A 21,319-nucleotide genomic window follows, 5' to 3' on the forward strand; every position below is an offset into this window, starting at 1 on the left:
CTATATGGACTACTACAACAACCGACGTATCAAGATAAAGTTAAAGGGCTTGCCACCTGCTATTCACAGACAACAAGCCCTTTTTGCCCTATAATAAAAGTGTCTAGCTTTTGGGGGTCACTTCAATAATAAATCTCCCTCTTATCCCTCCTTAAAAAGGAGGGACGTCAATACCCCAAAATGGTTGATGGCGAGGAGTGGATTCCAGCCATCGGGTAAACTCGGACTAAAGCCTGCGCGGGAATGGAGAGGCTAGAAAAGGAAACCGATAAGAGGATAATAAATATCCCTCTTATCCCTCCTTAAGAAGGAGGGACGTCAATACCCCAAAATGGTTGATGGCGAGGAGTGGATTCCAGCCATCGGGTAAACTCGGACTAAAGCCTGCGCGGGAATGGCGGGAAAGGAATCATTCAGCACATGATGAACGAAGATAGAGTCCTGCTGGCGCACGGCAGCGGCGGCAAGCTGATGCACGACCTCATTAAAAGCTTTTTGCCCGCCATCGCCAATCCCCTGCTGGACAAGCTGGAGGACGCGGCGGTCTTTAGCGTGAGCGGCCGGATGGCATTTACCACGGACTCCTATACCGTCCAGCCCCTCTTTTTCCCGGGCGGGGACATCGGGCGGCTGGCGGTATGCGGCACGGTCAACGACCTGGCCATGAGCGGAGCCAAGCCGCTTTATTTAAGCCTGGCATTAATCATCGAGGAAGGGCTGCTGATAGCCGACCTCCAGAAAGTAGTGGCGTCCATCGCGGCGGCGGTGGCGGAAGCGGGGGTGAAAATAGTTACCGGGGACACCAAGGTGGTGGGAAAAGGCGGGGCGGACAAGCTTTTCATTAATACGTCGGGGGTGGGGACGGTACCGGACGGCGTGAATATCTCCGCCGCCAACGCCTGCCCCGGAGATAAAGTAATTTTGAGCGGGAGCATCGGCGACCACGGCATCGCGGTGCTGAGCAAGCGCGAGGGGCTGAAATTCCAGACGCCGGTGCCATCCGACTGCGCGCCGCTGAACGGGCTGACCGCCGCGATGCTGGAGATCACGCCCAACATACATTGTATGCGCGACCCCACCCGCGGGGGGCTGGCCACCACGCTGAACGACTTCGCCGAACAGTCCGGTGCGGGCATTATAATCGATGAGCATAAAATCCCGGTGGCTAAAGCGGTGCGGGCGGCCTGCGAGCTGCTGGGGCTGGACCCTTTGTACATCGCCAACGAGGGCAAGCTGGCGGCGGTAGTACCGGCCGAAGATGCCGATACGGTCCTGCTGCAAATGAAGTGCCATAAGTACGGCAAGGACGCCGAGATAATCGGGGAGGTGGTAGCGGAGCACCCGGGGCGGGTAGTAATGAAGACGGCGCTGGGGGCCAGCCGCATTATCGATATGCCGGTGGGCGAGCTGCTGCCGCGGATTTGCTGATATTATTATGACGAGAAGAGTAACGACTATATTACGCCGCCGGCTGATCCAGTGAAATTTATGAGATTGCTTCGCCTCCCCGAGAGCGGCCGGGGAAGGTCTCGCCATGACAGGAAGGGTAGAGCTCACCCTTCGACAAGTCCCGATTCCTGCGTCATATCCCGATTCCCTATGGTCATGCGGGACACCGGATGAGGTATGAATCAGTGCGGGATGGCGACAAAGTCGCTCACTCAGGGTGAGCGGGGATAAGGAGTTGTAAAAATCCTCCTCTCATCCCCCTTTAACAAGGGGGACGAATTACCCCAAAGAATACTGGAGCGGGAAATGGATTCCGGCCCCGATTAACATGCGGGGTACGCCGCCTGCGCCGGAATGACATATTATCAAGGAGAAGCAGATGCCGATAATCCCGGGTAATAACCCTGAACAAGAAAATTTACCGCGGGTGGTGGTGATCGGGGTGGGGAACCTGCTGATGCAGGACGAGGGAATCGGCATTCACGCAGTGCAGGCATTACAGGAAACAGACCTCCCCCCGGACGTGCAGCTGGTAGACGGCGGCACATCACCGGACCTGATTACCTACACGCGATCCGGGGACAAGATGATAATAGTGGACGCGGCCCGGGCCGGCGGCCAGCCGGGGGACGTTTACCGCTTTAAGCCGGAGGACATCAGCGCCGGCAAAGGGACGCTGACCTCCGCGCATGAAATGGGCGTGGCGGAAAATTTAAAGCTGATGGAAATGACCGGCAACCAGCCCAAAGAGGTGGTGATAATCGGCATAGAGCCGGGGGTGATAGGGTGGGGCATGGAGCTCTCCCCGCGGCTGCAAGAAGCCCTGCCCCGGCTGGTGGAAATCATCCTGAGAGAGATCAATACCGGCTAAACGAAAGCGCCGTTAAGCGTCCCGGCCGGCGCGACGCGGAAATTACTTTACTAATGATACTATTTCCGATATAATACTTGTACTAATGGCATTAGTGCAAATCTCTGCCTAATACTGAAAGGAGAATCTTATGGACTTTAAAGGTAAAACCGCCGTCGTCACCGGCTCGTCCGGGGGCATCGGCAAAAGCGTAGCCATCGAGCTGGCCAAAGAGGGGGCGAATATCGTCCTGGCATCCCGCAACGTGCCCAACCTGGAAGCGGTGAAAAAGGAAATCGAAGCCCTCGGGCAAAAGGCCTGGGTCATCAAGTGCGACTGCGCCGAAGACGCCAGCGTCGCGGCCATGAAGGACAAAACACTCCAGGCCTGCGGCAACATCGATATCCTCATCAACAACGCCGGGGTGGGCATCCGCGGCGCGCTGGAAGACGTCAGCCTGGACGACTGGCGGTACATCATCAACACCAACATGATGGGCTATATCCGCACCGTGCACGCCTTTCTGCCGCATTTCCTGGAACGCAAGAGCGGCTACATCGTCAACGTTTCCTCCATACAAGCGATGGCCTACGGCGCGGAAATGCTGAACACCCCCTATATCACCACCAAGGCCGGGATTATCGGTTTTTCCGACTGCCTTTCCGCCTATCTCCGCCCCAAGGGCATCAAGGTATCCTGCCTTATACCCGGCGGCGTCGTCACGGAAATAGGCTACAATTCCAGGTTCGTGGGCTCCGAAGCGAAGAAGAAAGAGCTGCGCGATAACGACATCGCCATTACCAGGGGGCCGTCCTTCCTGACCGCGGAGCAGTGCGCCCTGGGGCTGCTGGAAGGGATGAAGAAGGAGCAGTACCTGATTTTCACGCCCGCCACCATGGGCCAGATGCTTAAAATGCAGGGCCGGGACGTGGACGCGTTTAACGCTTTCGTAGCTAATCCGCCGCGCATGCCCGGACCCCCGCCGCCCAAGAAATAGCACGCTGAATTAATCAGTGAAACACGAGAGCCCCGGTCAACGCCGGGGCTTTCTTTTTGGGGAAGAGTTAAGGAAAAATCAACAATCAAAGATGAAAGAACACGGAGGGGGAGGGGAAAAGGAGGGGGTATAATTTTACTTAAGGGCGGCTTTGTTTTATATTAAGTAGGTACGGGAGCGGATGAGTCCCGGTGGGCTTCGCGGACTTCAAATCCGTTGGGGGGCATTGAACATGTCTCCGGTGGGTTCGACTCCCATGCGCTCCCGCCACGCACTTTTTCCAAGCTGTTGGCCGGGCGGCACACTACCCTTTAAGCCAGCCCAGGCGGTAAAATATCCAGCCCATCGCCAGCATCACTATCCCAACAATGGAGAACACCTGCCAGAGGTGAATGTTCCAGGGGTTGCCGATAACGTTGCTCCCCAGCAGCCCCATCAAAGCGGGGATAATGCCCAGGCTGGTAATTACGGCGATGACCCGCATTACCTTGTTGGTCTCAAAGGACGTGGTGTTGATGTACAAATCAATGAGCGACTGCACATTATCGCGGACATTGGCGGCTGTCTCGTGGAGATAGGTGGCTTCATCCATCAGGATATCAAATATTTTCTCATGTCTTTCAGCGAACCCCTCCAGCGGCACGCGTTTGGAGGTTATCACGGCGATAATTTCTTTCAAATGCAGCAGCGAAGGCACCAGCTGGTCGACCTCTTTTCTAAAGTGAAAGGTAGTCTCCAGGAACCCAGCGGGGCGGTTTTTCAGGGGGCTGCTTTCCAGAATCATCAGCTCCCGCTCCAGCGCCGCGATGATTTGCTTGTCCTGGTCCAGCAGGTATTTCAAAATAGTGTAGAGAATAGTAACGACGACCGGCTCCTGGGGGCTGTGGATTTTCTTGGCTTTCTCGATTATCTGGCGGAATAAATCCGTTTTGCTCTTGGAGACGGTAATGACATTCTGTTTCTGGCAGATGACCAGGAGACCCTTGCGGTTGACCAGCAGGCGAGCCGGGCCTTCCTGCGAAAACTGCATATCAGCGATGCGGGCGAAAATCATAGCATAATGCTCAAAATAGTCGGCGCGGGGGTAGGACTCGTCAATAAGCTCGCTCTCCAGCAGGATTCTGGGAATTCCCAGGATATCGCTGAACAGGTCATAATCATCTTCCGAAATATAGGAAATATCCGCCCAAGTATGGGAAGGGCTATCCAGGTATTTCTTGAGGTCGCTCAAGGGAACGTTCCGATAGTTGTTTTCCAGATGGCCGTCCATGACGTTGATTTCCAGGGAAGTATTTTCCGGCGCGGCCGCTTGAGCAGCCGGAGAGCCCAACTGGACTTTGCGGTCCACCGCCCGGCCGCCGATAGCCAGCAGCCTCACGATACGCAACAACCTCAGCATCAGGGAAGAACTGCCGAATTTCAGGGAGACCATCGGCAGCAAATTCACCAGCGGCACGGCGATAATAAGAAGGTCGAGGAGATGCCAGGGGTTGAAGATGTGCTTCAGCACGTTCCGGGCGAAAACGGTCTTGAAAAGATACTCGATAATAAAAATGCCCAGAATAATATAGTCGATAAAATTCAAGGATACGTCAATAGAACCGGGCAAGTCCACCAAAAGCGGAAGCAATACCACCGGCACCATGATCAAAGCCAGAAAAATCATGAGGCTATCCGGCAATATAAGGTTGACCATATCTCTGACGGATTGTTTCCGGTCCGGTTTATCCTGTCCAGCACCGCCGTCCGGTTTTCCGGGAACGCGCTGCGAGTTATCCATTTTATCCTCTAAAAAAAGTAATCCCGAATATAGAATATCGGGTCCAAGGTCATTATAATCCTTTTTCAGGCGGCATTAAATAAAACTCCGTCAGGTCCGAACTACACGGCGCAACCGCAAGCTATGCCGCAACAAACCACATTACGCCCAGGCTGAATTTTCCACTAATTTGGGTGCTGCCCCTCAAGACAAAAGTACCGGGCCAGTCATAAACTGAAGGGGTACGAAGAGGCTATATCATATGCCTCCCGGAGAGACTACAATAAAAATGAGTGAGTCTGTTTCAAGCCTTAGAGCACTCGATTTAGAGCTGGGGAACCGATAAACATGGCAAAACAACAGTTGAACGACGTTCAAGTACTCAACGACGAGTTTACGCGAATCTTCGATAATTACCGCGCCAGGATAAATGAGATAACCCGCCGTAACCATGAGGGCATAAGCCCGGAGGGCGACCATGAGTCCGCCGGGGCAGCGGAGGCCGTAACCGTAACCCTGGAGAAAGCGCCAAAATCCCCTATTGGGCGCGCCGTGCCGCGCCACGCGGTAAAACATAAAACGCCGCAGGCCGCACCGCAGGAAATGAAACCGGAAATCAAGATTATTTCCCAGCCGGTAGAAGACAAACAGCAAGCACCGCAGGCCGCACCGCAGGAAGATAAACCGGAAATCAAGATTATTTCCCTGCTGGCGGAAGACAAGCAAGAAGCGCCGCAGGCCGCGCCGCCGGAAAAGAACCCAGAAATCAAGATTATTTCCCTGCTGGCGGAAGACAAGCAGGAAGCGCCGCCAGCCGCGCCGCCGGAAGATAAACCGGAAATCAAAATTATTTCCCTGCCATCGGAAGACATGCAGGAAGCCGCGCCAGTGGCCGAACAGGATACGCCTTTGGAAAACGATAAAGATACCACCCCTGTTTCCCCCCTGCCGATAGCCAGGCTGGACACGCCGCCGGCGGCCGCTAAAGCGCAGGCGCCGCTGCTCAAGGAGTCCGAGGTCATCATCAAAGAAGCCAAACGCCAGGCGCAACGCATCATCGCCGAGGCGGAAGATATCATCAAGAAAGAATCGAAGAAAAAAACACAGTCGCACGTCAGCAAAATCCTGGAGGACGCCCGGAAAGAAGCCGAAGAAATCGTCGGCAAAGCCAGGCAGTCCGCCGAAAAAGAAAAAGCCGAGGCGGCCGCCGTACTGAAACAGGAAAGAGAACTGGTTACCAGGGAAATCACGGATAAATGCACGTCCGAAAGCCGCCAGCAGGCCGCACAGATGCTGGCCGAGGCGCGGGAAAAGTCCGCGGCCCTGATGCAGGAAATACTGGCCGAAGGCACGGAAATAGGGCGGCTGATGGAAGAAATCATTAACCGCACCAAGAATACGATGAGCGAGTTCGAGACCAGACTACGGTCGGAAACCGGCGAGCTGGCTAAATCCATTTCCCAGACCCAGAACAAGCTGATGCTGCTGACCGCCCCGCCGGAAAAAGAGGCCCCCAAAGCGGAGGAAACCGCCACCGCCCGCAGCAAAGAGCCCATCAAAAACCCCGCCATGTCCGTGCGCCTGCTGGGCGAACACACCGGAGACAAAAACAACGGCACCGGACTCTTCAGCGGGCACCTGGAAATGAAGTCCGCCTCCGCCTCGTTCGACTACCAGTACCTGAAAAACCTGAAAAAGTACCTGATGCACATACCCGGCATCAAGTACATACAGGAATCAGCCTCGGAGAAGGAAGTATCCGTGCTGTTCGATATCAAAGAGCCGCTCCCGCTGCTCGATATCCTCAACCACGTACCCATCATCGACGAAGTAATCGTGGAAACCGATGATGAAATCTGCCTGATTTTCAAGACCGCCGAATAATCCCCAGGTGCAACTTTTGTCACATACAGTACCATCCCGCCGCGCCTAAGATATTAATATATACGGCTAGGAGGTACATGTATCGTGAGAATCAAAGACATTTCCAGGATTAAAGGCAGGGAAGTAATCACCATCAAACCTCACGCCAGTATCTCCGAAACCCTGAGGCAACTCGTCAACAACAAAATCGGTGCGATGCCGGTGTGCGACTTCAAAGGGACGCTGCTGGGCATTATCTCCGAGCGCGATATCATCAGGTGGCTGCACCGGGGCAATACGGACACCGCCAGGACGCAGGTAAAGGACATCATGACCTACAAGGTGTTCACCGCCGACCCCGAAGACAAGCTGGATATCGTCCTTAAAACGATGACGGAAAAAGGCATCCGGCACATGCCGGTGATGGCGGGGACGCGCTGCGTGGGGATACTGTCCCTGAGAGACGTCATCGAACAGCAGGTACGCAATACCCCGGTGAGGACGGAAGCGCGAGAAGAATACGTGGCCGTTTCCGCCGCCGAACCAGCTAAAAAGCCCGGCGTCAAAGTGCCCAGCCTTACCTAGTCTTCCGGGAGCCTATCCCCGGGACTGACCAGGAAGATGGGGGCATGGGCGGCTTCGATAATCTCGTCAGCGGCGCCGCCCCTCACCCAGCGGTGAATGCCGGAGTAGCCATGAGTGGCCATGATGATAAGGTCCACGTCACTCTTGGCGACATATCCGGCGATAACCTTGACGGGGTTCCCCACCAGCACCACCGAGGTTACTTTCAGCTTTTTGGCCGCGTAGCCGCTGGAGACTTTGTCGAGGTATTCCGAAGCCAGTTTGACGGCGTCTTCCTCAATGCGCTGGCGGTCACCGGGCATCACAGCGGTTTCCATGCCGCGGGGCATGTGCAGGGGCTCGACGACACGCAGGAAAACTATTTCATTGACCTTGGAGACTTTGACAAACCAGTCCACGTAAGGCAGCGCTTTTTCCGCCGGCTCCGAGCCGTCCAGCAGCACCAGAATCTTCGTGTACATACATCGCCCTCTTTGCTCTAGAGTAATCAATCGCCCGGTTTATTGCCAAAGAACACCGTGGTATGCGGGAAGGGTATCTCGATGCCCTCTTTATCGAAGGCATTTTTCAAGCGCAGCCGCAGCTCGCCGGTAGCGTTCCACTGCTCCAGAGGCTGCACGTCAGCCGTAATCTTGATTTCTATACCGGAATCGCCCAGATTATCCACCCGGAGGACGGAGGGCACGGACTTAAAGACCTTTTTCCATTTCTCTTCTTCCGCCACTTCCCGGCAGACGTGGTTGATTACCTTGATGGCAAAATCAAGGTCCGTCTTATAGGCGACCGAGATATTCAAATTGACCCGAGAGAAGTGCCGCGAGTAGTTGCTGGCCACCCTGATTTCCCCGTTGGGCACGTGGTGGACAATGCCGTCCAGATCCCGCAGCACCGTCTTCCTCAGGTTGATTTCCTCCACCAGCCCGGACGTACCCGCCACATTGACCACATCCCCCACGCGATACTGGTTTTCCAGCAAAATAAAGACGCCGGCTATCAGGTCTCTGATTAAATATTGCGCCCCGAAACCCACCGCCACACCCACGATACCGAAGCCGGCCAGAATAGGGCCTACGGATATGTTCAACTCCGATAGCACCATGAGGACTACCATCAGACCGATGATAACCCGGCCCAGCCCCACGAACAGCCGCACCAGGGTATTTCCCCTTCTCTTACGCCCTTCCCGGCTTTCCCCCTGCACCGGACGCGCCATGACGTTGTTCACCAGCGGCGGCAGGAACTTTTTCAGGGACGCCCAGAGCACGATGCCCACCACCAGGATAATGATGATGGGAACACCGTGGTCCAGTATCCATTTTTTAATGTCCGCCACGGAAACTATCGGGGCGGAACCGTTACGCGACATCAGCATGGTAATCAAAGACATCACCATTATCGCCGCCAGAAGGCCTTCCAGCGACCAGAAAATAACACCTATCCGGCGGGAAGCCGCCTCCCTTTTCTTTTCCTTTACCTTCCCCACGAAAGCGTTCCTGATTCTTTCACCGAATATCAGGAGCACTATCACCACCACCGCCGATATTATCAGCACCCACAGGCTGTTATCAAGGTACCAGCTCCACATGATGGACTTTCTCCTTTACCGGAATAAAAACATTATACTACAAACATTACGGACGGATGCAACCGGAGGGAATAACAGGCGAAAAAGACAGCTAGTAAAGGACTCTATCGTCGCCGGTGCGCCTGGTTACTTTTTCCCGGTCAAGGTATTCCAGCAATGCCTGCGCGTACTTGCGGCTGGTGCCGAACATGTCCCGCACCTCGCCCAGAGTGATTTTACCGTTCTCCCGGATACGGGCGGTTATTTGGGCCAGCATCTCCCGGTAAGCCGCCGCGGCGAAGATGATGGCATCACTGACTTTAACCACTTTGCCCTGCTCCACGAGCAGGTTGACCAGGTCCGGCTCCGGTACCAGGTCAGCGGGCGGGGAATAGGGGCTGGCCGCCAGCGCTTTCAGGAAGGCGTCCATTTTGGCCTGCTGGGCCGGGGATATCACCACCCGGTGCGACGGCTGACGCAAATAGCCGCCTTCTTCAACCAGAGTGCCCGCCCGGATAAAATTTTCCAGCGCCAGGTTGATATTGCTCCCCAGCTTGAGGCGCGTGCCCAGCTCCGCCTTGGGCATGCCGGAGCGGGCCGGGAATTTCTTGTGATAGTCCGCCAGCGCCCCTTCAGCTTTGGCCGCCAGGCCCTGCCAGCCAGCGCCGGTGAAAAGGAGGCGGCGCTCACCATCGCCCAGGGCGACAACGCGGCCATCTTCAATGAGCGACGCGATGGCGGCGGCGGCCACAGCGGCTTCCAGGTTGCACTGGGCGGCCAGCGCGGCGAACTCCAGGGGCTGGCGGGTCTCCAGCAGCGCGGCGATAACCTCCTCACTGGTGCCGCCCGCCCTGGTCTTAAGGTTCTCTATTATCTCCGGGCGGAAGCGGCGGAGGCGTTTTGCGCGCGCGTCCACGATGCCGCCACCCCCCAGCGTTTCCATGGGGGAGCGGATGATATAGCGGTCGCCTTTGATAATCGCCAGCGGTTTTGCCAGGGTAAACTGCGCCCAGGTGGAGTCGCCGGGCTTCAGCTCTTCCCCCTCCAGCAGGCGGACTTTAGCCATAGTTTCCGCCGCTAGGGTATGAAAGCTGACCTCCGTGCCGTGCGCCAGCGGGCGCCGCAGGTAAGAAATCAGCTTTAAATCAACGGTAACGAGGCCGGTGGGCTTGAGCCAGCCGGGGCGGGTAACGACATCCCCGCGCTGCAAATCAGCGGTGTTGATGCCCACCAGATTGGCGGCCACCCGGCTGCCGGGAGCGGCGGCGGTCTCCTTTTCCTTGTGTGTCTGGAGGCCGCGGATGCGGGACTTGAGGCCGGAGGGGACAATCTCCACCTCCTGCCCCACGGAAAGTGTGCCGTCTATCAGCGTGCCGGTGACCACGGTGCCGGCGCCGGCAATAGTAAAAATACGGTCGATAGGCAGGCGGGGGCGCCCGGTGTCTTTACGGGGCTCGGCGTCGTCCAACTGTTTATCAATAGCGTTTAAAAGCTCCGGCAGACCGTCGCCGGTGAGCGAGGACACGGCCACGACGGGGGCGCCGGCGATGGTGGTGGGGGCGATAAGCTCTTCCACCTCCATGCGCACCAGGGCCAGCAGGTCTTCATCCACCAGGTCTTTCTTGGTGACGGCCACCACACCCCTTTTCACCCCGATAATGTCCAGGATGGCGAGGTGCTCCCGGGTCTGGGGCATGACACCCTCATTGGCGGCGATGATAAGCAAAGCCAGGTCTATGCCCCCCACCCCAGCCAGCATGTTCTTCACAAAGCGCTCGTGGCCGGGCACGTCCACGATACCCACTTCCCGGCCGGAGGGAGTCTTGAGCCAGGCGAAGCCCAGCTCGATGGTCATGCCGCGCTCCTTCTCCTCCCGGAGGCGGTCCGGGTCAATGCCGGTAAGCGCCTGCACCAGCAGCGATTTACCGTGGTCGATATGGCCGGCCGTGCCGAGAACGAACATCTTCTGGCCCCTTTCCCCTTTTCCCCCCAAATTTTAAGCTCTAAATCCTAAACTCTAAACGTAGCTGTTTAGTCCGCCAATTTTATGTTGTCATTCTGACGTAAGTCAGAATCCATGTTCTCCCCACCCCGAGATTCTTCGCTTCGCTCAGAATGACGGTATATATTTTACGGTAGAGTCCCGGCAGCGCGGCAATCTCCTACATTGGGCGAAGTTTATCATAAATATTGCCATGCCGCTATGGTTCGACAAGCTCACCATGAGCGCTCCCCGTAAGGACAAATCTTATTTAATGATGGAAGAACCTGATGCCGGAGTAGGCCATGACCATGCCGTAGTCGTCACAGGCTTTGATAACCTCCTCATCACGAATGGAACCGCCCGGCTGGACGATATAGGTCACGCCGCTTTCGTAAGCGCGGTCGATGGTATCACGAAAAGGAATCATGCCGTCGGACGATAACGAGACGCCCTGGCGCTGGCTAAGCCAATCGTGTTTCTGCTCCCAGGTAAGCTGCGGGGGGACTTTGACCATGGCCGCATCCAGGTTGGCCTTTTCAAAGCTATTGAGCCGCTCCTGCAAATAGAGGTCGATAGCGTTGTTCTTTTCGGCGCGGGCCACGCCCTGCTTGAACTTTATGTCAAGAACCGTGGGGTGCTGCCGCAGGAACCAGCGGTCAGCCTTTTCCGCCGCCAGGCGGGTGCAGTGGATGCGGGACTGCTGCCCCGCCCCTACCCCTACCGTCTGGCCGTCCAGGGCAAAGCCGATGGTGTTGGACTGGGTATACTTGATGGCGGCGGTGCAGACAATAAGGTCGCGCACGGCGCCGTCCGGGAAGTCTTTCTTGCCGGTGACGACGTTCTTTAAAATGTCCGCGGTAGCCACGGCGTTATTGCGTTTCTGCTCCAACTGGATGCCGAAGACCTCGCGGGTTTCCGTGTCCTCCGGCGTGTAGTCCGTATCCATCTCGACGAGCAGATACTTGCCGCCCTTCTTGGACTTGAGGATTTCCAGCGCTTCCTTACTGTAGCCGGGGGCGATAACGCCATCGGACACCTCACGGCTGATCAACCGGGCCGTAGGGGCGTCCACGACATCGCTCAAAGCCGCGAAGTCGCCGTAAGACGACACCCTGTCCGCGCCCCGCGCCCGGGCATAGGCGTCCATCAGCGGGGAGGACTCCATATCGTCCACGAAGTAGGCTTTCTTCAAAGTATCGGTAAGGGGCACGGCCACCGCCGCGCCGGCCGGACTGACGTGCTTGAAAGAGGCCGCCGCCGGCATCTTGAGCACCTGCTTCAGCTCCCGCACCAGCTGCCAGGAGTTGAGGGCGTCCAGCATATTGATATAGCCCGGCGCGCCGTTGACGATACGGAAGGGCAGCTTACCCTTTTTGGTATAAATCCGGGCGGGTTTCTGGTGGGGGTTGAAGCCGTAACGCAAGATGATTTCATTGTCGCTCATGTGAATTTACTCTCCTATATGATATATTAAGCTCTAAATCCTAAACTCTAAACTCTAAAAAACTCCGCCGCCCCACCCCTTTTCTTACCTCTCCCCCTTCCCTCTCCGTCGACAGAGAGGGGCGATTGATGGGGTTGAGGCCAGTATTGTTTTATGTAGTCCGGTCTTCTTTATTCCAAGCTTTTGGATTTAATACCACCTCACCTCTCCCCCTTCCCTCTCCGTTGACAGAGAGGGGCGATTGAAGGAATTGAATCAGTTATTGTTTTATGTAGTCCGTCTATATTGTACCGCATCTTATAAAATGAAATTTTATTCCTCCCCCACTCCCCTTAAGGCCTGTAATATAATTTCGTCTTCTTCCGGGAGCACGGTGCGGGGGTCCAATAAAAGGCGGTCTTTTTCCACCCGGCCGATGACCGGCACTTCGCCGAGGCGCAGCTTTTGCACCAACGACTGCACTTTTTTGCTATTGCCCCCTAAAGCCACCAGGGTAGTGGGCAAGATGCCGCCGGGCAGGCTGCCCCCGCCCACCATCGTCTCCCCGGATATTACCACCGCCCCACCCCCTAAAGCCGCCGCCCATAGCCCGGCCCTCTGTGCTATTTCTTCCGGCCCGGCGGCAATCATGCGCCACACCGGGACTTTTTGCGCCGCTTCCCCCTTGAGATAATGGATGAGGGTAGCGGCCAAAGCGGCCAGGCGGGTCTTGTCCAGGCGCATCGCCCGGGCCAGCGGGTGTTTCTTCAATTTATCAATATACTGTTTTTCCCCGACGATGATGCCCGCCTGGGGGCCACCCACCAGCTTATCACCGGAGAAAAAGGTAAGCGTCACGCCGGCCTTAACGCTCTGCTGCACCATCGGCTCCGGCGCCAGCCCGTAAGCGGAAGTATCCAGCAGGCAGCCGCTGCCGAGGTCGTCAAAGACAAGAAGACCGTGTTTTTTAGCGATAGCCACCAGCTCTTCCAGCGTAACCTCGCTGGTAAAGCCCACCAGCCGGAAATTAGACGAATGGACGCGCATCAGGGCCGCCGTCCCGGCGTTAACCGCCTGCTCGAAGTCCGCGGCATAAGTGCGGTTGGTCGTCCCCACCTCCACCAGCTTGGCCCCGCTCTGCTTCATGACATCCGGAATGCGGAACCCCCCGCCGATTTCCACCGCCTGACCGCGGGAAACGATGACCTCTTTACGCCGGGCCAGGGCGGTAAGCCCCAATAGCACCGCCGCGGCGTTATTGTTCACGGCCAGCGCCGCCGCCGCCCCGGTGAGCTGACAGAGCAGATCCTCCACGTGGACATGCCGCGAGCCGCGGCTACCGGCGGCCATATCATATTCCAGGGTGGAGTAGCCGCAGCTTGCCTCCGCCATGGCGGCCAAGGCCGCAGGGCTGAGCGGCGCCCGCCCCAGGTTGGTATGCAGTATCACGCCGGAGGCGTTGATCAGGCGGCGGGGGCCGGGTTTTACTAAAGCGGACAGCCGCGCCGCCACCGCCGCCGCGATATCATCCGGGGAGGGGGAGGGTTTACCGTCCGCGATAGCCTGCCGCGCGGCGGCCAGCTCCCGGCGGATAACGCCCACCAGCACGTCCGGCGGGTAGGTATCAGCGAAAGCGCTGACCCTGGCATCGGCGAGGAGTTTGTCCACGCCCGGCAAGCGGCGGAAATCCTTCTCCATCGACTTCATTCTACACAATAAAAGGGCATACTTCAAAGTTGACAGAAAATACCGTAAATGGGAAAATGGAATTGTTTACCATACCAGTCAACAATATAGCGCGAAATCTTTCGGGCAACCGGCAATAAAAAATATCCACTCACCCGGAGACTTTCGAGGGCCTCATGGTTCGACAGGCTCACCATGAGCGGATTCGGAGGGCAAACAAGCTAACCATGAGCGCTAGCTATAATGTAACACAATCGACATCGCTTTACCCTCGGCGTAAATAGGGTATAATTGGAGCTAGAACGAGTCCAATCCCCTTCCCGGGATAAAAAAAGGAAACGGCATAGTGTTCAAAACCATCAGGGAAGATATTAAAACGGTATTCGTCAAAGACCCGGCCGCGCGCAGCACGCTGGAAGTCCTCCTGTGCTACTCCGGCCTGCACGCCGTCTGGGCGCACCGCGTCAACCACTTTCTCTGGAACCACCGGCTAAAGCTGTTCGCCCGGTTTTTCTCCAACACGGCGCGGTTTTTTACCGGCATTGAAATCCACCCGGGGGCGAAAATCGGGCGGCGCTGCTTCATCGACCACGGTTCCGGGGTGGTTATCGGGGAGACCTCGGAAATCGGCGACGACGTCCTGCTCTACCAGGGTGTGGTGCTGGGCGGCACGTCCATGGAGAAAAAGAAGCGCCACCCCACGCTGGGCAACGGGGTGGAGATGGGCACCGGCTCCATCGCGCTGGGGGCGATAACCATCGGCGACGGGGCGCGCATCGGCGCCAGCTCGGTGGTGATAAGGTCAGTCCCGCCGGGGGTCACGGTGGTGGGCATTCCGGGGCGGGTGGTGGTGAAAGAGGAAAAACCGGCCATGGACCTGGAGCACGCCAGGCTGACCGACCCGCTGGCCGAGGCGATAAGGGTTATGTTCAAAGACCAGCAGAGCTTCCAGGAGCGACTCAAAAAGCTGGAGGAGACCTGCGGACTGCTGACGCCGCAAAACGGGCTCAAGGAAAAGATTGAGGAAATAGAAAAAGACTTCGAGCAGAGCGAAGGCATTTAGATAACAGATTAAGTAAAGAGGAGCGAAAAACATGGTCAAGTTCAGTCCCGTGGGGGAAAAAGCCATCACGCGAGCTATCGTCACCGAGTTCGCCAGGGAGTTCAACGAATACGTCGAGAGCGACTGCATCATCATCGGCGCCGGGCCCAGCGGGCTGATAGCCGGGCGGGACATCGCCCGGGCCGGTAAAAAAGTGGTGATAGTGGAGCGGAACAACTACCTGGGGGGCGGGTTCTGGAGCGGCGGCTACCTGATGCCTAAAGTCACCGTCCGCCACCCCGGCGAGAGGGTTTTGGAAGAGCTGGGCGTGCCTTATAAAGTCGTCAGCAAAGGTCTGGCGGTCTGCGATGCCCCCCACGCCTGCGCCGCCCTGATTACGGCCGCCTGCGCCGCCGGGGTAAAAGTCATGAACATGACCATGCTGGAAGACCTGGTGGTGAAGGAAGGAAAAGTGTGCGGGGCGGTCATCAACTGGTCGCCGATTGCCTCCCTGCCGCGGCAGGTGGCGGCGCTCGACCCGGTAGCTATCGAAGCGCCCTTCGTGATAGACGCCACCGGGCATGACGCCACAGTGGTGAAAAAGCTGGAGCAGCGAGGCATGATAAAGACCAAGGGCGAGGGGCCGCTCTGGATAGATAAATCCGAAGACGTCATCGTGGAAAATACCGGCGAGTGCTTCCCGGGACTGATTGTCACCGGCATGGCGGTGGGCGCCGTTTACGGGCTGCCGCGCATGGGGCCGACCTTCGGCTCCATGTTCCTTTCCGGAGAAGCGGCCGCCAGGATAGTCCTGGAGAAACTGGGTTGAAAATAGTGGCAGCCATGAGCGGCGGCGTGGACTCCGCGGTGGCGGCCGCGCTACTTAAGCGGGAAGGCCACGAGGTAATCGGGGCGACCTTACAGCTTTACGCGCCGCCGGAGACCGCGCCAAGCGCCGCGGACGATGCCCGCCGGACGGCGGACAAGCTGGGCATCCCGCATTATGTCTTCGACCTGCGGGAGGAATTCAGCCGGGAAATCATCGCCGATTTCTGCGCGGAGTACCGGCGCGGCCGCACGCCCAATCCCTGCGTGCGCTGCAACCGGCTATTTAAGTTCGGGAGGCTGGGGGAAAAGGCGCGGGAGCTCGGGGCGGACTTTTTAGCCACCGGCCATTACGCCCGCATAGAAACGGACAAAATTACCGGCCAACGCATTTTAAAGAAGGGGCTGGACCCGCGGAAAGACCAGTCCTATTTTCTCTACCGGCTCACCCAGGAACAGCTCGGCTTCACCCTCTTTCCCCTGGGCGGGCTGACCAAGCAGGAGGTAAAGCAAATAGCTATAGATTTGGACCTGCCCGCCGCCGCCCGGCCGGAGAGCCAGGAAATTTGCTTTATCCCCGGCGACGATTACGCCGCTTTCCTGGATAATTACGACCCCTCCCCGGCCAGGCCGGGGCCGATTATAGACAGCGGGGAAAAGGTGGTGGGGCGGCACCGCGGCCTGCGCTATTTCACGGTGGGGCAGCGCAAAGGGCTGGGCATCGCCGCGGCGGAGCCGCTTTACGTCACGGCCATCGCGCCGGAGAGGAACGCGGTAATCGTGGGGGAAAAGGCGCAGACGTATGCCGACGCTTTAACGGCGGACAACCTCAACTGGATAAGCGGCGACCCGCCCGCTTTCCCCCTAGAGATTAAAGCGCGGGTGCGCTACCGCCACCCGGAGGCGGAAGCGGTGGTTACGCCGCGGGGGAATGACAGTGTTTATGTAAAGTTTTCCGCGCCGCAGATGGCGGTCGCCCCGGGGCAGTCGGTGGTGTTTTACGACGGCGACCGGGTCAACGGCGGGGGCACGATAAGCCGGCAAGGAAGGTAAATATGGCATCAGTATTAGCCGTTTGCACCAGCGCCAAAAAAGGCGAGAAAAAGACCCCGGTGGAGGCAATAGAAATCAAAAAGGGGTTCGGGGTAGTGGGGGACGCCCACGCGGACGATACCACCCACCGCCAGGTAAGCCTGCTGGCGGTAGAGAGCATCGACAAGATGAGGAATAGAGGCTTTACCCTGGACTACGGCGACTTCGCCGAGAACATAACGACCAAAGACATCGACCTCCCGTCCCTGCCCATCGGCACACGCTTCAACATCGGGCAGGAGGTGGTGCTGGAGCTGACGCAAATCGGCAAGGAGTGCCACGCCGACTGCGCCATCCGCCAGCAGGTAGGCGACTGCGTGATGCCGCGGGAAGGCGTTTTCACCAAGGTGATACACGGCGGGCGGGTGCGGCCGGGGGATACGATTAAAACGGTGGGATAATATATTGGAGGGGAAGGGGAAAAGGGGGGCGGAGGATAATAAACCTCACCCTCTGTATCTCCCTCTCCGTTGACAGAGAGGGAGAATAACTAACAATATTGCACAGATTTTCACCTTTACCCCGTATCAATCCCGTAAAGTACGGGACAGGGCACGGGGCGGGCTCTGGCCTCTCCCATCGAGGGAGAGGGAAATTTGAAATAAAACATGAATAACAAAATCCTGAAAAAAGTAGAGCTTACCCGGCTGAACAGCGGTAAAACGCTCGTGTCCGAGAACGTTATCCGGGAGTCGCCGCTGACGGTGCGCATCAACGGGAAGCACTATACCTCCGTGATGTTCCTGGACAAGCAGCAAAAAGAGTGGGTTACCGGCCACCTGTACGTGCAGGGGGTAATCCGCCGCGCCGAAGATATAAAGTCGCTGGTCATCAAGAACCACATCGCGGACGTTACCCTGGGGCGCGTGTATAAACCGCGCCCCCCGTCCGTAATAGAGTCCACCCTTAACGCGGACAAAGAGGACGTTTTCAACTGCGTGCGCGCGGTACTGAAATCCCCCGTCTTCGCGGAAACGGAGGGCGTCCACTCCGCCGGGCTTTTCCTACACGGCAAAGAGGCGGTCTGCATCGCGGAGGACATCGGGCGGCACCATGCCCTGGATAAAGTAATCGGCGCCGCCATCCTCCAGGGCGTGCCCCTGTCCGAATGCCTGGCGGCCTCCACCGGGCGCATGGCGCTGGAAATGGTCAATAAAATCTGCCGCGCCGGCATCCCCATCGTGGCCACCAAAGCGGCCGTGACGGACCAGGGGGTGGCTATCGCCAGAAAGTACGGCGTGACGGTCATCGGCTTCGTGCGGGAGGCCGGCTCCAAGCTGAATACGGACATGAACGTGCGCGTTTTCCAAGAGTCCGTCATGAAAATCTACTGCGGCGCGGAGCGGGTGCTCTATAAATGATGCCGCGTTATAATGTAAAATAAGCTAAGATGAAAAACGCCATAGAACAGATTCAAAAGCTGAAAAAGGAGCGCCACGCCGTTATCCTGGCCCATAACTACCAGCGCGCAGAGGTACAGGACATAGCGGATTTCACCGGCGATTCCCTGGAACTGAGCCAGCAAGCGGCCAAAACGGACGCCGCGGTGATAGTTTTCTGCGGGGTACACTTCATGGCGGAAACGGCCTCCATCCTCAGCCCGGAAAAAACGGTGCTGCTGCCGGACGCCGGCGCCGGCTGCCCCATGGCCAACATGATAACCGCGGCCCAGCTAAGGGCGAAAAAGAAAGAGCTGCCCAACGCCACGGTGGTAACCTATATCAACTCCTCCGCCGCCGTCAAAGCGGAGTCCGACTACTGCTGCACCTCCGCCAACGGCGTGCGGCTGGTACAGAGCATTAACGCCGAGGAGATTTTATTCGTCCCGGACCAGTACCTGGGCGCGTTCATCGCGGCCAAGACCGGCAAGAAAATGACGCTGTGGCCCGGCTTCTGCCCCACCCACGCCAATATCATGCCGGAGGACATCAGGCAGCGCAAGCTGGAGCACCCCAACGCCAAGGTGGTGGTGCACCCGGAGTGCCGGGGGGAGGTTATCGCCCTGGCCGACGAAGCCCTGAGCACCAGCGGCATGATACGCTACGCGGCGCGGCCGGACGTTAAAGAGCTGATAGTGGGGACGGAGATTGAAATACTGCACCGCCTGCGTAAAGAGAATCCGGGCAAGCAATTCATCCCGGCTTCCGCCAAAGCGATATGCCCCAACATGAAGAAAATCACCATGGAAAAGGTAGCGGAGTGCCTGGAGACGATGCGGCCGCAGATAACCGTGCCGGAGGAAATCCGGGTTAAAGCCCTGGCCGCCGTCAACCGGATGCTGGAAATAGGGTAGAAATTAGTTGCCAGCTACCGGTTGCGGTTACGCGCCTGGAGTTTTCACTTTTTAACCGGGGGGGATGCCAAATGCTTACCCAAAAGGACCTCCAGAGATACGACCGCCAGATATTGATTTACGGATTCGGCCAGGAGGGACAGGCGAAGCTGAAGAAAGCTAAAGTGTTCCTGGCCGGGGCGGGGGGGCTGGGCTCTCCGGCGGCTATTTACCTGGCCGCCGCCGGCATCGGCACCCTGCGCGTCGCCGACCATGACACGGTGGAGCTGAGCAACCTGAACCGCCAGGTGCTGCATGGGGAAGAGAGCGTCGGCCAGCGCAAGGCGGACTCCGCCGCCGCCAGGCTGGGCAAGCTCAACTCCGGCATTAAAATAGAGACCATCGCCGAGACGATTAGCGAAGCCAACGTGATGCGGCTGGTGGGAGACGCGGACGCCATCGTGGACGCGATGGACAACCTGCCCACGCGCTACCTGTTGAACAAAACGGCCGCAGCCAAAGGCATCCCCTTCTTCCACGGCGCCGTCTACGGCTTCGAGGGTCGGGCGATGACGGTGCTGCCGGGCAAGACGGCCTGTCTCAACTGCCTTTACCACGGCGCCGCCGTCCCCAAAGAAAAGTTCCCCGTCATCGGGGTAACGCCGGGGGTAATCGGCTGCATCCAGGCTACCGAGGTTATCAAGTATTTCACGGGGCTGGGGGAGCTACTGACCGACCGGCTGCTGAACTATGACGGTTTGCTGATGAAATTCAGCGAGTTTAAAATCAACCGCGACCCGGACTGCGAGGTATGCGGGGAAAAATCCAGGCAGGTGAAGAGATAATGAGCGTAGACGCAGAGATATCTTCCATATTCGGCCGGTACACGGGCAACGTTTTAAACATGAAAGTTGAAGGCAAGACCGTCCGCGAATGCCTGCACGACCTCGTCCGGCAGTACCCCAAACTTAAAAAGATGCTCCTGGACAAAGACGGCAACCTGATGCCATCCTATGATTTTTATATCAACGGACAGAGCGTCTATCCCAAAGATATGACCAGGCCGCTAAATCCCGGCGACAAGCTGAACGTGGTCTTTAGAATCCAAGGGGGATAAGGGAGTAAGTAGACAGTTAACAGTTAATAGTAAACAGTTAACAGTTACCCCTCCCCTTTTCCCCTATCGATTACCGTTAACCGTCCTAAATCTTGGTCCAGTCAATATCCAGCTTACAGGTGGGGCAGGGCTGCCTCATGGGCACTTCCGCGCTGCAATGGGGGCAAATATATTTATCTCCCACCTTGATGGGTTTCTTGTGCTTATGGTTCTTTTCTTCCTTAGCCACTATGGCCCTCCTGGTTAATATTATGTTATCCGGCTACTAAGGATACAAGCGGTGTGTTTCAGCGTAAATCTTGATCCAGTCCACCCGTTTGTTGCACTCCGGGCAGTAGGCTTCATGGCCGTATTCCGCCTTGACTTCCGCCTTACAGGCCGTGCAAAAGTACTTGCCGTCTACTTCCTTGACCGTGCAGGTATCTTCCTGGCTATTGCTTTTTCCCTTCTCCATCTCAACCCTCCATCGCCATCATTTGACCCGGTATCCAAAATGCCATTACCTCAATTGTAGCAAACGCGGAATAACAAAGATAATACAGAGAACGGTAAATAATTACGTTTTTATAAAATCAAAAGTCGGCGGAGGGGCGAATCCGCGGGAGGTCTTTGCTAATGTTGTTTTAACAGGACAGGAAAACTATTTCAGGGTTATTGCATTATACAATCCCGTTTTGTAAGATGATTGCGTATTTCGGTGAAATCGGCCGCTTGTTCGGGATGAAATCGGCCGGGTGTTCGGGCAAACCGGCCACCCCCTGGGGACGCCGGACTAAGGTACAGTTTAGCTTACTTTCTTATCGCTTTCAAT

Annotated in this window: 21 protein-coding genes and 1 tRNA gene; 14 read left to right on the forward strand and 8 right to left on the reverse strand. The window is 57.1% G+C overall.

Annotated elements, in window-relative coordinates; translation table 11 throughout:
* Positions 1–420 precede the first annotated feature (420 nt).
* From hypE to WC370_10610, 4 genes are all read left to right on the forward strand, one after another.
* Positions 421–1,428 carry a hydrogenase expression/formation protein HypE gene (gene hypE / locus WC370_10595; GenBank protein ID MFA5309914.1) on the forward strand — a complete coding sequence of 336 codons (1,008 nt, stop codon included), beginning with the start codon at positions 421–423 and terminating at the stop codon, positions 1,426–1,428.
* 400 nt (positions 1,429–1,828) lie between these two features.
* Positions 1,829–2,320: a HyaD/HybD family hydrogenase maturation endopeptidase gene (locus WC370_10600; protein ID MFA5309915.1), complete on the forward strand. Its 492-nt coding sequence runs from the start codon at positions 1,829–1,831 to the stop codon at positions 2,318–2,320.
* Between the two features lie 130 nt (positions 2,321–2,450).
* On the forward strand, positions 2,451–3,296 hold the full coding sequence (locus tag WC370_10605; protein ID MFA5309916.1) for an SDR family oxidoreductase: 846 nt from the start codon (positions 2,451–2,453) through the stop codon (positions 3,294–3,296).
* A 173-nt stretch (positions 3,297–3,469) separates the two neighbouring features.
* Positions 3,470–3,566: transfer RNA gene (locus WC370_10610), tRNA-Sec, on the forward strand.
* A gap of 34 nt (positions 3,567–3,600) precedes the next feature.
* Here the strand turns inward: WC370_10610 and WC370_10615 are convergent.
* Positions 3,601–5,076: a CorA family divalent cation transporter gene (locus WC370_10615; protein MFA5309917.1), complete on the reverse strand. Its 1,476-nt coding sequence runs from the start codon at positions 5,074–5,076 to the stop codon at positions 3,601–3,603.
* Positions 5,077–5,403: 327 nt separating this feature from the next.
* On the opposite strand from WC370_10615, the gene WC370_10620 reads away from it, so the two are divergent.
* Complete coding sequence (locus WC370_10620; GenBank protein MFA5309918.1) at positions 5,404–6,939, forward strand: hypothetical protein; 1,536 nt, start codon at positions 5,404–5,406, stop codon at positions 6,937–6,939.
* Positions 6,940–7,023: 84 nt separating this feature from the next.
* Positions 7,024–7,503 carry a CBS domain-containing protein gene (locus WC370_10625; protein ID MFA5309919.1) on the forward strand — a complete coding sequence of 160 codons (480 nt, stop codon included), beginning with the start codon at positions 7,024–7,026 and terminating at the stop codon, positions 7,501–7,503.
* Here WC370_10625 and WC370_10630 read toward each other — a convergent pair.
* From WC370_10630 to selA, 5 genes are all read right to left on the reverse strand, one after another.
* The gene (locus tag WC370_10630) at positions 7,500–7,964 is read right to left on the reverse strand and encodes a universal stress protein (protein MFA5309920.1); all 465 of its coding nucleotides are present in this window, start codon (positions 7,962–7,964) and stop codon (positions 7,500–7,502) included. The genes WC370_10625 and WC370_10630 overlap by 4 nt on opposite strands.
* A 26-nt stretch (positions 7,965–7,990) precedes the next feature.
* Positions 7,991–9,088, reverse strand: coding sequence for a mechanosensitive ion channel family protein (locus tag WC370_10635; protein MFA5309921.1), 1,098 nt, complete (start codon positions 9,086–9,088; stop codon positions 7,991–7,993).
* Positions 9,089–9,179: 91 nt separating this feature from the next.
* Complete coding sequence (gene selB / locus WC370_10640; protein MFA5309922.1) at positions 9,180–11,030, reverse strand: selenocysteine-specific translation elongation factor; 1,851 nt, start codon at positions 11,028–11,030, stop codon at positions 9,180–9,182.
* A gap of 289 nt (positions 11,031–11,319) precedes the next feature.
* A complete protein-coding gene (locus tag WC370_10645) occupies positions 11,320–12,495 on the reverse strand; it encodes a phosphoribosylaminoimidazolecarboxamide formyltransferase (protein ID MFA5309923.1) in 1,176 nt (391 codons plus the stop codon).
* Positions 12,496–12,807: 312 nt separating this feature from the next.
* On the reverse strand, positions 12,808–14,172 hold the full coding sequence (gene selA / locus WC370_10650) for an L-seryl-tRNA(Sec) selenium transferase (protein ID MFA5309924.1): 1,365 nt from the start codon (positions 14,170–14,172) through the stop codon (positions 12,808–12,810).
* A gap of 334 nt (positions 14,173–14,506) precedes the next feature.
* On the opposite strand from selA, the gene cysE reads away from it, so the two are divergent.
* The 8 genes from cysE (at position 14,507) to WC370_10690 (ending at position 20,508) form a co-directional block, all read left to right on the forward strand.
* The gene (gene cysE / locus WC370_10655) at positions 14,507–15,223 is read left to right on the forward strand and encodes a serine O-acetyltransferase (GenBank protein MFA5309925.1); all 717 of its coding nucleotides are present in this window, start codon (positions 14,507–14,509) and stop codon (positions 15,221–15,223) included.
* A gap of 31 nt (positions 15,224–15,254) precedes the next feature.
* Positions 15,255–16,031 (forward strand): sulfide-dependent adenosine diphosphate thiazole synthase, encoded by a 777-nt coding sequence (locus WC370_10660; GenBank protein ID MFA5309926.1) that lies wholly within the window; start codon positions 15,255–15,257, stop codon positions 16,029–16,031.
* A 5-nt stretch (positions 16,032–16,036) separates the two neighbouring features.
* A complete protein-coding gene (gene mnmA / locus WC370_10665) occupies positions 16,037–17,080 on the forward strand; it encodes a tRNA 2-thiouridine(34) synthase MnmA (GenBank protein ID MFA5309927.1) in 1,044 nt (347 codons plus the stop codon).
* A 2-nt stretch (positions 17,081–17,082) separates the two neighbouring features.
* Complete coding sequence (locus WC370_10670; GenBank protein MFA5309928.1) at positions 17,083–17,520, forward strand: MOSC domain-containing protein; 438 nt, start codon at positions 17,083–17,085, stop codon at positions 17,518–17,520.
* A gap of 207 nt (positions 17,521–17,727) precedes the next feature.
* A complete protein-coding gene (locus WC370_10675) occupies positions 17,728–18,480 on the forward strand; it encodes a formate dehydrogenase accessory sulfurtransferase FdhD (protein ID MFA5309929.1) in 753 nt (250 codons plus the stop codon).
* Positions 18,481–18,509: 29 nt separating this feature from the next.
* A complete protein-coding gene (gene nadA / locus WC370_10680) occupies positions 18,510–19,412 on the forward strand; it encodes a quinolinate synthase NadA (protein ID MFA5309930.1) in 903 nt (300 codons plus the stop codon).
* Positions 19,413–19,483: 71 nt separating this feature from the next.
* Positions 19,484–20,236: a HesA/MoeB/ThiF family protein gene (locus tag WC370_10685; protein ID MFA5309931.1), complete on the forward strand. Its 753-nt coding sequence runs from the start codon at positions 19,484–19,486 to the stop codon at positions 20,234–20,236.
* The gene (locus tag WC370_10690; GenBank protein MFA5309932.1) at positions 20,236–20,508 is read left to right on the forward strand and encodes a MoaD/ThiS family protein; all 273 of its coding nucleotides are present in this window, start codon (positions 20,236–20,238) and stop codon (positions 20,506–20,508) included. The genes WC370_10685 and WC370_10690 overlap by 1 nt, the downstream gene beginning before the upstream one ends.
* An 85-nt stretch (positions 20,509–20,593) precedes the next feature.
* On the opposite strand, the gene WC370_10695 is transcribed toward WC370_10690, so the two are convergent.
* Both WC370_10695 and WC370_10700 read right to left on the reverse strand, forming a co-directional pair.
* Positions 20,594–20,737, reverse strand: a complete 144-nt coding sequence (locus WC370_10695; protein MFA5309933.1) for a hypothetical protein — start codon at positions 20,735–20,737, stop codon at positions 20,594–20,596.
* Between the two features lie 36 nt (positions 20,738–20,773).
* On the reverse strand, positions 20,774–20,962 hold the full coding sequence (locus tag WC370_10700) for a hypothetical protein (GenBank protein MFA5309934.1): 189 nt from the start codon (positions 20,960–20,962) through the stop codon (positions 20,774–20,776).
* Between the last annotated feature and the right edge of the window lie 357 nt (positions 20,963–21,319).

This window comes from Dehalococcoidales bacterium (assembly GCA_041652735.1).
Taxonomy (GTDB): Bacteria; Chloroflexota; Dehalococcoidia; order Dehalococcoidales; family RBG-16-60-22; genus RBG-13-51-18.

Coding starts and splice junctions, on each gene's coding strand:
- hypE (MFA5309914.1), top strand. CDS start 421: ATGATGAACGAAGATAGAGTCCTGCTGGCGCACGGCAGCGGCGGCAAG.
- WC370_10600 (MFA5309915.1), top strand. CDS start 1,829: ATGCCGATAATCCCGGGTAATAACCCTGAACAAGAAAATTTACCGCGG.
- WC370_10605 (MFA5309916.1), top strand. CDS start 2,451: ATGGACTTTAAAGGTAAAACCGCCGTCGTCACCGGCTCGTCCGGGGGC.
- WC370_10615 (MFA5309917.1), bottom strand. CDS start 5,076: ATGGATAACTCGCAGCGCGTTCCCGGAAAACCGGACGGCGGTGCTGGA.
- WC370_10620 (MFA5309918.1), top strand. CDS start 5,404: ATGGCAAAACAACAGTTGAACGACGTTCAAGTACTCAACGACGAGTTT.
- WC370_10630 (MFA5309920.1), bottom strand. CDS start 7,964: ATGTACACGAAGATTCTGGTGCTGCTGGACGGCTCGGAGCCGGCGGAA.
- WC370_10635 (MFA5309921.1), bottom strand. CDS start 9,088: ATGTGGAGCTGGTACCTTGATAACAGCCTGTGGGTGCTGATAATATCG.
- selB (MFA5309922.1), bottom strand. CDS start 11,030: ATGTTCGTTCTCGGCACGGCCGGCCATATCGACCACGGTAAATCGCTG.
- WC370_10645 (MFA5309923.1), bottom strand. CDS start 12,495: ATGAGCGACAATGAAATCATCTTGCGTTACGGCTTCAACCCCCACCAG.
- selA (MFA5309924.1), bottom strand. CDS start 14,172: ATGGAGAAGGATTTCCGCCGCTTGCCGGGCGTGGACAAACTCCTCGCC.
- WC370_10660 (MFA5309926.1), top strand. CDS start 15,255: ATGGTCAAGTTCAGTCCCGTGGGGGAAAAAGCCATCACGCGAGCTATC.
- WC370_10670 (MFA5309928.1), top strand. CDS start 17,083: ATGGCATCAGTATTAGCCGTTTGCACCAGCGCCAAAAAAGGCGAGAAA.
- WC370_10675 (MFA5309929.1), top strand. CDS start 17,728: ATGAATAACAAAATCCTGAAAAAAGTAGAGCTTACCCGGCTGAACAGC.
- nadA (MFA5309930.1), top strand. CDS start 18,510: ATGAAAAACGCCATAGAACAGATTCAAAAGCTGAAAAAGGAGCGCCAC.
- WC370_10685 (MFA5309931.1), top strand. CDS start 19,484: ATGCTTACCCAAAAGGACCTCCAGAGATACGACCGCCAGATATTGATT.
- WC370_10690 (MFA5309932.1), top strand. CDS start 20,236: ATGAGCGTAGACGCAGAGATATCTTCCATATTCGGCCGGTACACGGGC.
- WC370_10700 (MFA5309934.1), bottom strand. CDS start 20,962: ATGGAGAAGGGAAAAAGCAATAGCCAGGAAGATACCTGCACGGTCAAG.